Annotated in this window: 11 protein-coding genes and 1 other RNA gene; 9 read left to right on the forward strand and 3 right to left on the reverse strand. The window is 70.3% G+C overall.

Features of this window, described 5'->3' with window-relative positions; genetic code table 11:
- Positions 1 to 165 precede the first annotated feature (165 nt).
- The 5 genes from GGQ91_RS07680 (at position 166) to GGQ91_RS07700 (ending at position 4,929) form a co-directional block, all read left to right on the forward strand.
- The gene (locus GGQ91_RS07680; protein WP_053611464.1) at positions 166 to 969 is read left to right on the forward strand and encodes an undecaprenyl-diphosphate phosphatase; all 804 of its coding nucleotides are present in this window, start codon (positions 166 to 168) and stop codon (positions 967 to 969) included.
- Between the two features lie 303 nt (positions 970 to 1,272).
- Positions 1,273 to 3,162: a methylmalonyl-CoA mutase family protein gene (locus GGQ91_RS07685; protein ID WP_053611463.1), complete on the forward strand. Its 1,890-nt coding sequence runs from the start codon at positions 1,273 to 1,275 to the stop codon at positions 3,160 to 3,162.
- Positions 3,163 to 3,202: 40 nt separating this feature from the next.
- The gene (locus GGQ91_RS07690; protein WP_043347575.1) at positions 3,203 to 3,577 is read left to right on the forward strand and encodes a hypothetical protein; all 375 of its coding nucleotides are present in this window, start codon (positions 3,203 to 3,205) and stop codon (positions 3,575 to 3,577) included.
- Between the two features lie 135 nt (positions 3,578 to 3,712).
- On the forward strand, positions 3,713 to 4,162 hold the full coding sequence (locus GGQ91_RS07695) for a hypothetical protein (RefSeq protein WP_043347577.1): 450 nt from the start codon (positions 3,713 to 3,715) through the stop codon (positions 4,160 to 4,162).
- Positions 4,163 to 4,209: 47 nt separating this feature from the next.
- A complete protein-coding gene (locus GGQ91_RS07700; protein ID WP_053611462.1) occupies positions 4,210 to 4,929 on the forward strand; it encodes a glutathione S-transferase in 720 nt (239 codons plus the stop codon).
- A gap of 10 nt (positions 4,930 to 4,939) precedes the next feature.
- On the opposite strand, the gene GGQ91_RS07705 is transcribed toward GGQ91_RS07700, so the two are convergent.
- The gene (locus tag GGQ91_RS07705; protein WP_210281159.1) at positions 4,940 to 6,697 is read right to left on the reverse strand and encodes a bifunctional protein-serine/threonine kinase/phosphatase; all 1,758 of its coding nucleotides are present in this window, start codon (positions 6,695 to 6,697) and stop codon (positions 4,940 to 4,942) included.
- A complete protein-coding gene (locus GGQ91_RS07710; protein ID WP_182591822.1) occupies positions 6,694 to 8,232 on the reverse strand; it encodes a YifB family Mg chelatase-like AAA ATPase in 1,539 nt (512 codons plus the stop codon). The genes GGQ91_RS07705 and GGQ91_RS07710 overlap by 4 nt, the downstream gene beginning before the upstream one ends.
- Positions 8,233 to 8,378: 146 nt before the next feature.
- Between GGQ91_RS07710 and GGQ91_RS07715 the strand changes: the two genes are divergently transcribed.
- From GGQ91_RS07715 to GGQ91_RS07730, 4 genes are all read left to right on the forward strand, one after another.
- On the forward strand, positions 8,379 to 8,639 hold the full coding sequence (locus GGQ91_RS07715; RefSeq protein ID WP_043347585.1) for a PepSY domain-containing protein: 261 nt from the start codon (positions 8,379 to 8,381) through the stop codon (positions 8,637 to 8,639).
- 41 nt (positions 8,640 to 8,680) lie between these two features.
- Positions 8,681 to 8,779, forward strand: an RNA gene (gene ffs, locus GGQ91_RS07720) — signal recognition particle sRNA small type.
- A 35-nt stretch (positions 8,780 to 8,814) separates the two neighbouring features.
- Positions 8,815 to 10,680: a DNA polymerase III subunit gamma/tau gene (locus tag GGQ91_RS07725; protein WP_182591703.1), complete on the forward strand. Its 1,866-nt coding sequence runs from the start codon at positions 8,815 to 8,817 to the stop codon at positions 10,678 to 10,680.
- Between the two features lie 73 nt (positions 10,681 to 10,753).
- Positions 10,754 to 11,077, forward strand: a complete 324-nt coding sequence (locus GGQ91_RS07730) for a YbaB/EbfC family nucleoid-associated protein (RefSeq protein ID WP_043347589.1) — start codon at positions 10,754 to 10,756, stop codon at positions 11,075 to 11,077.
- A 214-nt stretch (positions 11,078 to 11,291) separates the two neighbouring features.
- On the opposite strand, the gene GGQ91_RS07735 is transcribed toward GGQ91_RS07730, so the two are convergent.
- Positions 11,292 to 12,911: a phosphoenolpyruvate carboxykinase gene (locus GGQ91_RS07735; protein WP_043758414.1), complete on the reverse strand. Its 1,620-nt coding sequence runs from the start codon at positions 12,909 to 12,911 to the stop codon at positions 11,292 to 11,294.
- Positions 12,912 to 13,072 lie beyond the last annotated feature (161 nt).

The raw sequence follows: 13,072 nt of genomic DNA on the forward strand, positions 1-13,072 counted from the left end.
TTCGGACCGAGCGTTATTGCCCGACCGTTTCCGAGCCCTTAACACGCCCGGCCCGGCCCGGTAACCGCTCGTCAACCCTAATGGGCGAAGCCTCGGGCTCAACCATTTCGCGTGGCAGGCGGCGGCTCGACGGGGGCCGCAGCGCCCACGGCACAAGGCGTCACGATGGATCCGGCAAGCATCGGCAAGGCAGTGCTGCTCGCCCTTGTGGAGGGGGCGACCGAATTCATCCCGGTCTCGTCGACCGGCCACCAGTTGCTGGTCGGCCACTTCATCGGCTTCCACTCGCCCAACAACACCTTCGAGGTGCTGATCCAGCTCGGCGCGATTCTGGCGATCCTGCTGGTGTATTTCCGCCGCCTGCTGGCGATCGCCACGGCGGTGCCGTCCGATCCGAAGGCGCGCCGGTTCGTGCTCGGCATCCTGGTGGCGTTCCTGCCGGCGGCGATCATCGGCGGCCTCTTCTCCAAGCTGATCAAAGCCTACCTGTTCAATCCGTGGATCGTGTGCGCGACCCTGGTGGCCGGCGGCCTGGTGCTGCTCGTCATCGACGACACCGACCTCGAGGTGAAGAAAAAAGACGTCTACGACTTCACCCTGCCGATGGACCTGAAGATCGGCATCTTCCAGTGCCTCGCCATGATCCCCGGCGTGTCGCGCTCGGGCGCCACCATCGTGGGCGCGATGCTGATGGGCGCCGACAAGCGCTCGGCCACCGAGTTCTCGTTCTACCTGGCGATGCCGACGATGGCGGGCGCCTTCGCCAAAGACCTGCTCGACAATTACAAGTACCTTTCGAGCAACGATGTCGGCCTGATCGTGATCGGCTTCGTCGTGTCGTTCATCTCGGCGCTGTTCGTGGTGCGGGTGCTTCTCGACTACGTCTCCCGCCACGGCTTCTGGCTGTTCGCGTGGTGGCGGATCATCGTCGGCGCCCTCGGCTTCGCCGGCCTGATCATCCTGGGCTGACGGGCCGGTCCCTCTCGGGCCCGGACGACCGGATCGGCGGATCCGCCTCGGCGGCTTGATCCGTCCGGTCGTCGGTCCGGGCGCCGTAGACGGGCCCGCAATCCGGAAATGCTGGCTTTGCCGAAGCCTGCCGGGTCGGCATGTCCGGTTTCCGGGCTCCCCGTCGCGCCGCCGGGACCATCAAAAATCGGTGATGGGCGGCTTCAGCTTTCCTCAACCATCGGGCGATTGCCAGCGGCGGAGCGGCGTGCGAGGCAAACGCATGGAAGCGGTGCAGAAGACGCCGCGCTCTGGGACGTTCCGATGGAAGACACACCGCTCGCCGACCTCTTCGAGCCCGTAGACCGGGCGCGCTGGCTCGGCCTCGTCGAAGGCGTCCTCAAGGGCGCCGATTTCGAGAAGCGGCTGGTGTCGCACACGGCCGACGGCCTGCGGATCGAACCCCTCTACGGACCCGCCGCCCCGGCGGCCCAGCCGGTGCGTGAGCCGGGCCCCTGGCGCATCGCGCAACGGGTCGATCACCCCGATCTCGCCGCCGCCAACGCACAGGCGCTCATCGACCTCGAAGGCGGGGCCGACGCCCTCGTCCTGGCCTTTGCGGGCGCCGCGGGCGCCCGCGGCTACGGCCTGACCGCCGCGAGCGTCGAAGACCTCGACGCGGCGCTGAAGGGCGTGATGCTGCCCCTGATCGCCCTGCGGATCGACGCCGGCGGGCGCGGCCTGGAAGTGGCCCGGCTGGTGAGCGCGCTGGCGCAGCGCCGGGGCGAGGATCTCTCGACCTACGACCTCGATCTCGGCATCGATCCGGTCGGCGTTCTGGCGGCGACCGGAAGCCTCGGAGCGGTCTGGAAGGACATCGCCCCCCGTCTCGCCGAGACCGTCGCGGAGCTGGAAGCGGCGGGTTTCACCGGCCGAGCCTTCCTGGCCGACGGACGGCCCTATCACGAGGGCGGCGCCGGAGAGGCGGCGGAACTCGGGGCTGTGCTCGCCACCGCCGTCGCCTACCTGCGCGCCCTGGAGGATGCCGGTCACGACCTCTCCACCGCCCGTGACCGCATCGCGATGCTTCTGACGGCCGATGCCGACGAGTTCGTCACGGTCGCGAAGTTCCGCGCGATGCGACGCCTCTGGGCCCGGGTCGAGCAGGCCTGCGGGCTCGATCCCAAGCCGCTGCGGCTCCATGCCGAGACCGCGTGGCGGATGATGACCAAGCGCGATCCCTTCGTGAACATCCTCCGCACCGGCATGGCGGCCGCCTCGGCCGGCATGGGCGGCGCGGACAGCGTCGCGGTGCTGCCCTACACCCAGGCCCTCGGATTGCCCGACGCCTTCGCCCGGCGCGTCGCGCGCAACAGCCAGATCGTGCTCATCGAGGAATCGCATCTCGCGCGCGTCAGCGACCCCGCGGCCGGCGCCGGGGGATTCGAGGCCCTGACCGCCGAACTCGCCGAGGCGGGCTGGGCGGCGTTCCAGGCGATCGAGGCGGAGGGCGGCATCGTCGCCTCGCTCAGCGTCGGCAAGCTGCAGCGGCGGATCGAGCTGACCCGCGAGGCCCGGGCCAAGGCCGTGGCGAACCGCCGTGAACCGCTCACGGGCGCGAGCGAATTCCCCAACCTCTCCGAGAAGCCCGCGGCCGTCCTCGACGTGCCGCCCGTGGCCGGGCCGCGCGGGTCCAATTTCGGCGCGGGTTCGGCCGTCGCCTGCGACGCGCTGCCGTCCCTGCGCCTCGCGGAGCCCTACGAGGCCCTGCGGGACGCCTCGGATGCCTGTCTCGCCAAGACGGGCCGCCGGCCGGCGGTGTTCCTCGCCAATCTCGGCCCTGTGGCGTCGTTCAACGCCCGTGCGACCTTCGCGGCCAACGCCTTCGCGGCGGGCGGGATCGAGGCGCTGTCGAACGAGGGCTTTTCCGACGCCGAGGCGGCGGCGGCGGCGTTCCGGGACTCCGGTGCCAGCTTGGCCTGCATCTGCTCCACCGACGCGATCTACGCCGAGCACGCCGTCGCGACGGCGGAAGCCCTGGCGAAGGCCGGCGCCGGTCCGATCTACCTCGCGGGCAAGCCGACGGACCTCGCCGAGCCGCTGAAGCAGGCGGGCGTGGCCGCCTTCCTGCATGTCGGCTGCGACCTGCTCGCCCTCCTCAACGCGGCCTTGCGCGCGGCTATGCGGGGTCCTGCGCCGCAGACCCCACGCTGAAAGGCGCCAATCCTCGCGAACCCGCCTCGTCCCAGATCCGATGACGTCTCGCTTCGCTCTCGCCCTGTTCCTCGTCGGCATGAGTCCCGCCGCCGCCGCGCCGCGCCAAGCGGCCCCGCCCGACCGGTTCGACGGCACCTGGAGCGTCGAGATCATCACCGAGACCGGGAGCTGCGACCGCGCCTATCGCTATCCGGTGCGGATCGAGAACGGACGGGCGCGCTTCATCGGGACCGCCTTCGTGGTCGAGGGCGGGGTGACCCGGAACGGGGCGATCCGGGGATCCATCTCGAACGGGGCCGCCACCGCCGACGTGCGGGGACGGCTTGACCGGAACGGATTCGGGGCCGGCACCTGGGTCGCGTCCGGCGCCCTCTCCTGCCGCGGTCACTGGAACGCCGAGCGGCGCGGCTGAGGCCGCGTGTGGCCGTCGCGAAACAGTCCGGATCTCGCCCTGAATCGGGCAGCTCGACCGGGCCGAAAGCCCCGATCCCGACGCAATCATGAGCGAGACCTGAACACCGTTCGGACACCCGACGAGGCCGCCCGCATGAAGACTTCGATCCTCGCCACCTTCGCTGTCCTCGCTCTCGTCTCGGGGGCCGAGGCGCGTCCTCACCGGCTTCCGGCTGCGTCGAAAGTGAACACGGCGGAGGCCGAGAAGGTGCTGGCGCCGCTGCGGCAGGCCGCCACCGAATGCTTCGCCGACACGGTGCTGTCGAACCCGAAGGCCACCGCCGAGGCGCGGGCGGGCCGCTGGTACGAGGCCGTCGGCATCACCGGCTTCCTCTGCCGCCCGGAAGTCGCCGCGATGATCCAGGCTCATGACCGCCTGTACGGCGCAAAGACGGGCGAGCGTTATTTCAAGGGCGCCTACGTCAAGCATCTCGACCAGCAACTCGCCGAGCGGCTCCAGCCGATGTTCGCCCGCAAGGCCGTCGCCAGCGCCGAGCCGCCGGTGGAGAAAGCCTCGGCAGAGGACTCGGCCGAGGGCAACTGAGCGGGAACCGTCCGGGCGTCCGTGTCTTCCCCGAGGCGGAGACGGCGATGCCTTACGAACTGCATTACTGGCCGATGATCCAGGGGCGCGGCGAGTTCGTCCGCCTCGCCCTCGAGGAAGCCGGCGCCGATTACATCGACGTCACCCGCCAGGATGACGAGGATGGCGGGATCGGCCCCATGCTCGATCGCCTGTCCGATCCCGGTGACCAGCGGCCGCCCCTGGCGCCGCCCTTCCTGCGCGATGGCGACACCGTCATCGGGCAGAGTGCCGCGATCCTGCTCTATCTCGGGCCGCGGCTCGGTCTCGTCGGCGCGTCGGAGCGCGACCGGATCTGGACCCATCAGCTCCAGCTCACCATCGCGGACGCGGTCGACGAGGCGCACGACACGCACCATCCCTTGGGTGTCGGCCTGTATTACGCGGATCAGAAGCCCGAGGCCCTGCGCCGGGCCGCGGAATTCCGCACCGAGCGCATGCCGAAATTCTTCGGCTATTTCGAGCGCGTTCTGGCGGGGAATGGCGGCGGTCGGCTCGTCGGCGCGGATCTGTCCTACGCGGACCTGTCGCTGTTCCAGCTCGTCGACGGGCTGCGCTACGCCTTTCCCAAAGCCACCGCCGCAGCCCTGCGCCCCAACCCGAACGTGGCGCGGCTCCACGAGACCGTGGCCCGGCGACCGCGGATTGCCGCCTATCTCGCCAGCGACCGCCGGATCCCGTTCAACGAGGACGGCATCTTTCGCCGCTATCCCGAACTCGATCCCTGAGGCGCAGGCCTCACCGCCGCGGCCCGGCAATCAGGATCGCCGCGAGCGTCAGCGCGACGAGCCCCAGCACCAGCGACAGCAGGCGCCAGAACAGCAGCGGATCGCGCTCCAGCAGAGACGCCCGCCGTCCGTCCGTGAAGGCCGGATTGGGATGCCGCAGGTCGTGGACGAAGGCGGACACGGCCGTGTAGCGCCGCAGCGGATCGGGATGAACGGCCTTGCGAAGCGCCCCGTCGACCCAGACGGGAAGCAGCGGACGCACCGTGAGAGCCGACGTGTAGCGAAGCCGCCGTTGCGCCGCGCGCGTGCGCGCCCGCGGAACGGCGTCGCCGTACGGCAGCCGTCCCGTCAACATCTGGTAGGTGATGACGCCGACCGCGAAGATGTCGGACCCGGCATTGGCTGGCGCGCCGAGGAAGCATTCGGGCGCCGTGTACTGGACCGTGCCGAGGATCTCCGCAGGATCGATCCGCGGATCGCCCTCGACGACGCCCGCGACTGTCGTGGCTCCGAAATCGATGATCTGGACGGTCCCTGCGGTATCGATCAGGACGTTGTCGGGCCGCAGATCCTGATGGACCATCTCCCGCCGGTGAAACGCCTGCACGCCCCGGGCGAGCTGCTCGACGAGGCCGCGCACCGTTTCCAGATCGGGGGTCGCGTGGTCTCGCATCCACTGGGTCAGGGTCTGGCCCTCCACGTAGCGCATGACCGTGTAGAGGTGGCTGCGGCGGCCGGCCCGGGGATGCGCCTTGAGCACGTGAGGATTGTCGATCCGCCGCGCGATCCACTCCTCCATCACGAACCGCTTCCGCTGGGCCGGGTCGTCCCGCAGGTCCAGGGACAGCACCTTCAGGGCGGCCTGGGCACCCGTCTCCGCCTCGACGGCGAGATAGACGCGGCTGCGGGGTCCGGAATGGAGGATCCGCACGAGACGGAAGCCGTCGAGTTCGGCGGGCGGGTCGAGGAGGGGCGCGGGGTCCAGCCCCTCGGCCTCCCCGAGGAGATCCGCCGGCGCGCCGGCCGGTACGGTCTCGACCCGCACGATCTGGATCGTCAGGTTGTCCCGACTGCCGGCGGCCAGAGCTGCCTCGACGATCGCCCGCGCCGCCGCGTCGAGCGTCGCGGCTCGCGCGATCGCCGCAACCACGTCGTGGGGCCGGACATGCTCGTGGACGCCGTCCGTCGTCAGCACGAAGGTGTCGCCGGCCTCGATGCCGACGACGTGGTAATCGATCTCCACACGGGCATTCGCCCCGAGGGCGCGGCCGAGATAGGATTCCTCTGCGGAGACGACGACGCGGTGGTCCTCGGTGAGCTGTTCGAGGGACCGGCCGGACACGCGCCAGATCCGGGCATCGCCCACGTGGAAGAGGTGGGCCATGCGCGATTTCAGGACGAGGGCGTCGAAGGTGGTGACGTAGCCCCGGTCGGCATCGTTCGGATCGGCGCCGCGCCGGGTCTGGGCGTAGAGCCAGGAATTCGCCGCCGCGATCACGCGCTGGGCCGAGGTCTTCACCGACCACGTGTCCGGCGTGGCGTAATAGTCGCTCAGGAAGCTCTTGACCGCGGTCTCGCTCGCCGCCGCGCCCACCGCGCTGCTGCTGATCCCGTCGGCGAGCGCCACCGCGATCCCCTTCAGACCCAGAGCGGGTTGAACCGGCACCAATATGCCGTTGAAGTCCTGGTTGGCCGCCTTGCGGCCGGCGCTGCTGTACTGGCCGATCGTGACCGTCAGATCGCCGGAGACGTCCGATCCGGTGCTCAAGCGGCGGCTGCCGCGCCCGCGCCGCGCCCGCGGTACGAGAGGGCCTCCGCGAGATGGAGCCGGCGCACCTGTGTCTCGCCGTCGAGATCGGCCAGGGTCCGGGCGACGCGCAGCGTGCGGTGAAAGCCGCGTGCGGAGAGGCGCATGGTCTCGGCCGCCTGCCGGATCAGCGCCGTGCCGTCCGCGTCGGGGCTCGCGACCTCTTCGATGAGGTTGGCCGGACAGGTCGCGTTGGTGCTGGAATCCGGCAGGCCCCGCGCGGCATAGCGGCTCCCCTGCAACGCGCGGGCCGCCGAGACCCGGGCCGCGGACTGGCGGGAGCCCTCCGCCGGGGCCGGCAGGATCAAGTCGGCGGCCGTGACCGCCGGCACTTCGATGCGCAGGTCGATGCGGTCCAGCAACGGGCCGGAGATCCGCGCCTGATACTGCGCCATGCAGCGCTCGTTCGGGCCGCGGCGGCAGGCGTAGCCCGGCTCGAGGCCCTGGCCGCAGCGACAGGGATTCATTGCGGCGACGAGTTGGAAGCGCGCCGGGTAGGTGACCCGGTGGTTGGCGCGGGCGATCATGACCGCGCCGGATTCCATCGGCTGACGCAGGCTGTCGAGAACCTGGGGCGAGAATTCGGGCAGCTCGTCCAGGAACAGGACTCCCCCATGGGCGAGGGATACCTCCCCCGGTCGCGCCCCGAGCCCGCCGCCCACCAGCGCCGCCATCGAGGCGGAATGGTGCGGCTGCCGGAACGGCCGGCGATTCGAGAGGGCCCCATCCTTGAGTTCGCCCGCCACCGACTGAATCATGGAGATGTCGAGGAGTTCGCGCGGACTGAGCGGCGGCAGAATCGAGGGCAGGCGCGCCGCCAGCATGGATTTGCCCGAGCCGGGGGGCCCGTTCATCAAGAGGTTGTGGCCGCCGGCCGCCGCGATCTCCAGGGCACGCTTGGCGCCCTCCTGGCCCTTGATGTCGGCGAGATCCGGGAGCGGTCCCGCCAGCGCGGCGACGGCAGGCTCCGGCCGGGCCATGACCTGGCTGCCCTTGAAGTGATTGGCGAGCTGGATGAGCGAGCGCGGCGCGAGCACATCCAGCTCGCCTCCGGCCCAGGCCGCCTCCGGACCGGTGGAGGCCGGGCAGATCAGCCCGAGCCCCCGCTCCCCCGCCGCCATGGCGGCCGGCAGCACGCCGCTGACCGCCGTGATGCTGCCGTCGAGGGCGAGTTCGCCGAGCACGCAGTAGCCGGCGAGCGCGTCGGCCGGGATCGCGCCGATCGCCGCCATGACGCCGAGCGCGATCGGCAGGTCGTAGTGCGAGCCCTCTTTGGGCAGGTCGGCGGGCGCGAGATTGACGGTGATGCGCTTGGCGGGCAGCGCCAGTCCGGAGGCGATGAGCGCGCCGCGAACCCGCTCGCGGGACTCCGCCACCGCCTTGTCGGGCAGGCCCACGATGGTGAACACCACCGAGCCCGGGATGATCTGGATCTGCACGTCCACCGCCCGCGCCTCGATGCCCTCGAAGGCGACGGTGGCGACGCGGGTGACCATCGATGCACTGCCCTCGCCGCCATATTCCGGTGCGGCCAAGATGTGCGGCAGATTCGGGAGCGGCTCAAGGGGACCGCCACCGCGACGGAACTCCGGTGCCGCATTCCTGTTCAAAGCCGGAAACCCTCGACGGACTGGAGAAAGCCATGCGTCTGACCACGCCCCTCCTCGCCCTGACCCTGATCGCCGGCACCGGCCTCGCAGCCCACGCCGACGAGAAACTTCCTCCCGACCAGCAGGCCAAGGTCGAGGCGATGCTGAAGCAGGAGGGCTTCACCAAGTGGAAGGAGATCGAGCTCGACGACGGCATGATCGAGGTCGACGATGCGATTGACGCGAACGGCAAGCAGTTCGATCTGCATCTCGATCCGAAGACCCTGGCCATCGTGAAGCGCAAGGCCGAGTAGGCGGCGCTTGCGTTCGGCGAACGGCACGGCCATATAGCCGTCGGGGGGTTGGCGAGGGACGTTTCACTCGCCAACCGGGTCAGGTCCGGAAGGAAGCAGCCCTAACGAGACCGAGCGGGTCTTCGTCCAGCCTCCCACCTCATTCCCGCGCGCGGAAGCTCGATCCCGACACGGCATGGACGCTACGACCGGCACGCCTGACGACGAGCCGGGCCTGCCCGGGTTTCCAGCGCCCGCCGTCGCGGCGACGCCCTACCGGGTGCTCGCGCGCAAGTACCGCCCCACCAATTTCGGCGACCTGATCGGCCAGGATGCCATGGTGCGCACCCTCGCCAACGGGTTCGCGGCCAACCGCATCCCGCAGGCCTGGATGCTCACTGGCGTCCGCGGCGTCGGCAAGACCACCACGGCCCGCATCCTCGCCCGCGGCCTCAACTATGCCCGCGCCGGCCAGCCCGACACCGGCCCGACCGTGTCGATGCCGGAACTCGGCCTCCACTGCGCGGCGATCATGGAATCCCGGCACATGGACGTGCTGGAGATGGATGCCGCCTCGCATACCGGCATCGACGACGTCCGGGCGATCATCGACGGCATCCGCTACGGGCCGGTCTCGGCGCGCTACAAGGTCTACATCGTCGACGAGGTCCACATGCTCTCCGAGAAGGCGTTCAACGCCTTCCTGAAGACGCTGGAGGAGCCGCCGCCCCACGCCAAGTTCGTGTTCGCGACCACGGAGATCCGCAAGGTCCCGGTGACGATCCTGTCCCGCTGCCAGCGGTTCGACCTGCGCCGGGTCGAGGCGCCGACCCTGCATGCGCATCTCGCGAAGGTCTGCGCGGCCGAGGGCGTCTCCGTCGAGGACGAGGCTCTCGGCGCCATCGTCCGCGCCGCGGAAGGCTCCGTGCGCGACGCGCTCTCGCTCCTCGACCAGGCGATCGCCCACGGCGCCGGCACGATCACCGCGCAGAGCGTGCGCGACATGCTGGGCCTCGCCGATCGCGCCCGGATCCTCGACCTGTTCGAGGCGGTGATGCGCGGCTCGGTCCCGGCCGCCTTTGCGGAATTGCGGGCGCAGTACGATTCCGGCGCGGACCCGTCGGTGGTCCTCTCCGATCTCGCGGCGTTCACGCATCTCGTCACCCGGCTCAAGGTGGTTCCGGAGACGGCCGCCGACCCCACGCTCAGCGAGACGGAGCGCGTCCGCGGGGCGGAATTCGCCGAGAAGCTCTCGATCCGCGCCCTGTCGCGGGCGTGGCAGATCCTGCTGAAGGCGATCCCCGAGGTCCAGGCCGCACCCCGGCCCCTCGCGGCGGCCGAGATGGCGATCGTGCGCCTCGCCTACGCGGCCGACCTGCCCACCCCCGACGAGGCCTTGCGCCAGCTCAAGGCTGAGGCGGCCGCTGCGCCCGCGCACGAGCCCCCTCCCGTGCCGGCGCGGCCGCCGCTGCCGCCGATCCCCGACCTGCGTGGCGGCGGCTCCGCGGCGCTGGCCGCCGCACCCCGGACGGCGACGGTGGAGCCGGCGCCTATGACAGCGCCGACCGCCATGAGCGTGCCGTCTCCGAGACCGGTGCCCGCAGCCCCCCCGGCGCCGCGTCTTGGGCGATTCGAAGACCTGATCGCTCTGGCCGACGCCAATCGGGACATCCTGCTGCGCACCGCGCTGGAGCGCGACGTGCATCTGGTGCGCTTCGAGGAAGGTCGGATCGAGTTCCGCCTCGCCCCGGGCGGCCGCCCGAGCCTCGCCACCGATATCGCCGCCGCCATCGACCGATGGACCGGACGGCGCTGGTCGGTGGCCCTGTCGAAGGAAGAGGGTGCGCCGACCCTCGATGCAGCCGCTCGGGCGGCGACCGAGACGCGCCGCGAGAACGCCGCGGCCGACCCCTTCGTGCGCGAGGTGCTGACACGCTTCCCCGGGGCTGAGATCGTCGATGTGCGCGAGACCGCGCCCGAGGCCCTGCCCTCCGCCGAGCCGGACGTTTCCGCGGACGGCGATGCCGCGCCGGTCGGCGAGGCCGAGGACGACGACGCCTGAGGCGCGCCCGACCGACGGTGGCGCCGGAGCCGCATCGTACCCAGATCAGACGAGGAAATGGAAAGAGAGCCGCATGCGCGACCTGATGGGCATCATGAAGCAGGCTCAGGCCATGCAGGAGAAGATGGCCAACCTGCAGTCCGAGATGGACGGGATCGAGGTTACCGGCGCCTCCGGCGGGGGATCTGTCCGGGTGACGATGACGGCCAAGGGCCAGATGACGGGCGTCAGCATCGACCCGTCCCTGATGGTGGCGGACGAGCGCGAGATCCTCGAGGATCTGATCGTGGCGGCCTGCAACGACGCCCGCGGCAAGGCCGAGGCGACCATGCAGCAGCGCATGGCGGAACTGACCAAGGATCTGCCCCTGCCGCCCGGGATGAAACTGCCGTTCTAGGTCGGTCTATTGCCGTTCATCCCGTCCCCGATCCGCATCCGGCGGTGCGGCCGCGCCATCGCGGAGACTTTCGGGGCTCGCGCGGCCGGCTGAAGGTCTCTTCGGCGGCCTCCGCGACCTTGCGGCACCTCGCGAGGCCGGCGCGGTTCGGACATGCGTGGGTCGCTCCGGCCCGATGAAGGCGGGCGGCCCCTCGGGCCGCCCGATCGCGTTTTCAGGCCGCGATCGCCTGAGCGGACGGCCCTGCGGCACGCACGTCGGCATCGACATGGGTCTCGAACCGCTTGAAGTTGTCGTCGAACATCTTCACCAGACGCGCCGCCGTCTCGACGAAGGCCCCCTTGTTGGCCCAGGTCTTCACCGGGGTCAGAATGTGCGGCTCGACGCCCGGCACGGAGACCGGCACCGCGAAGCCGAAATACGGGTCGCGGCGGAACTCGGCCTGGGCCAGGGAGCCGTCCAGCGCCGCACTCAGCAGACGGCGCGTGACCCGGATCGGCATGCGCCGGCCGGTACCGACGCCGCCACCGGTCCAGCCCGTGTTGACGAGCCAGCAATCGACACTGTGCTTGGCGATCAGGTCGCGCAGCAGGTTGCCGTAGGTGCTCGGGTGCCGCGGCATGAACGGCGCACCGAAGCAAGTCGAGAAGGTCGCCTCCGGCCCGGTCAGGCCGCGCTCGGTGCCGGCCACCTTGGCGGTGTAGCCCGAGAGGAAGTGGTACATCGCCTCGGCGCCCGTGAGCTTGGCGATCGGCGGCATCACCCCGAAGGCGTCGCAGGTGAGCATCACGATGTTCTTGGGATGCCCGGCCCGGCCGGTGGCGCTGGCATTCGCGATGAAATCGAGCGGATAGGCGCAGCGGGTGTTCTCGGTGAGCGAGGAATCGTCGAAATCCGGCGCGCGGGTGGCGGGATCGATCACGACGTTCTCCATCACCGTGCCGAAGCGTTCGGTGGTGGCGTAGATCTCCGGCTCGGCGTTGCGCGAGAGGCGGATGGTCTTGGCGTAGCAGCCGCCTTCGAAGTTGAAGATGCCGGAATTCGACCAGCCGTGCTCGTCGTCACCCAGGAGCTGGCGGGAGGAATCGTTCGACAGCGTCGTCTTGCCGGTGCCCGAGAGGCCGAAGAAGATCGCCGAGCCGCCCTCCGCGTCGAGGGCCGCGTTGGCCGAGCAATGCATCGGCATCACGCCCTGACCGGGCAGGATGTAGTTCAGATAGGTGAAGACCGACTTCTTCATCTCGCCCGCGTAGGCGGAGCCGCCGATCAGGACGAGCTTCTTCGAGAAGTCGATGGCGATCACGGTCTTCGACCGGCAGCCGTGCCGGGCGGGATCCGCCTGGAAGCTCGGCAGGTCGATGATCGTCATGTCGGGCACGTAGGACGCGATCTCGGAGCGGTCCGGCCGGATCAGCAGGTTACGGATGAACAGCGAGTGCCACGCGAACTCGGTGAACACCCGGGCCTTGACCCGGTAGGCCGGATCGGCGCCGCCGTAGAGGTCCTGGGCGAACAGCTCCTTACCCTCGGCGTGCTTCAGGAAATCCTGGCGCAGGGTCTCGAACTGATCGGGCGTGATGGCACCGTTGTTGTCCCACCAGACTTCGCTCTCGGTCCCGGCGTCCCGGACCACGAACTTGTCCTTGGGCGAGCGGCCGGTGTGGCTGCCGGTGGTCGCCACGAGGGCGCCGCCGCGGGCGAGCTGGGCCTCCTTGCGGGCCAGCGCCTCCTCGTAGAGACGCGGCGCCTCGAAATTCCAGTGGACGGCCTTGAGGTCGCGGAAGCCGGTCGCCTCGGCGCCGTGGGCCGCGTTGTGATCACCGATGTTGGTCAAGATCGTATCTCCCGGGCCCCTGTTCGACCGTCGACGCGATTGTGCCGGACGGCTCCGCCGTCCGGGTTTGCCCGGGAGACGTCCGTGCGGTCGTACAGGACCGCCGCACGCAGGATCTCCGTTCCCGGCTGCTTCCCGTCTCTCCATCGAGTAGGCGGCGA

The organism is Methylobacterium fujisawaense (assembly GCF_014138435.1).
GTDB lineage: Bacteria > Pseudomonadota > Alphaproteobacteria > Rhizobiales > Beijerinckiaceae > Methylobacterium > Methylobacterium fujisawaense.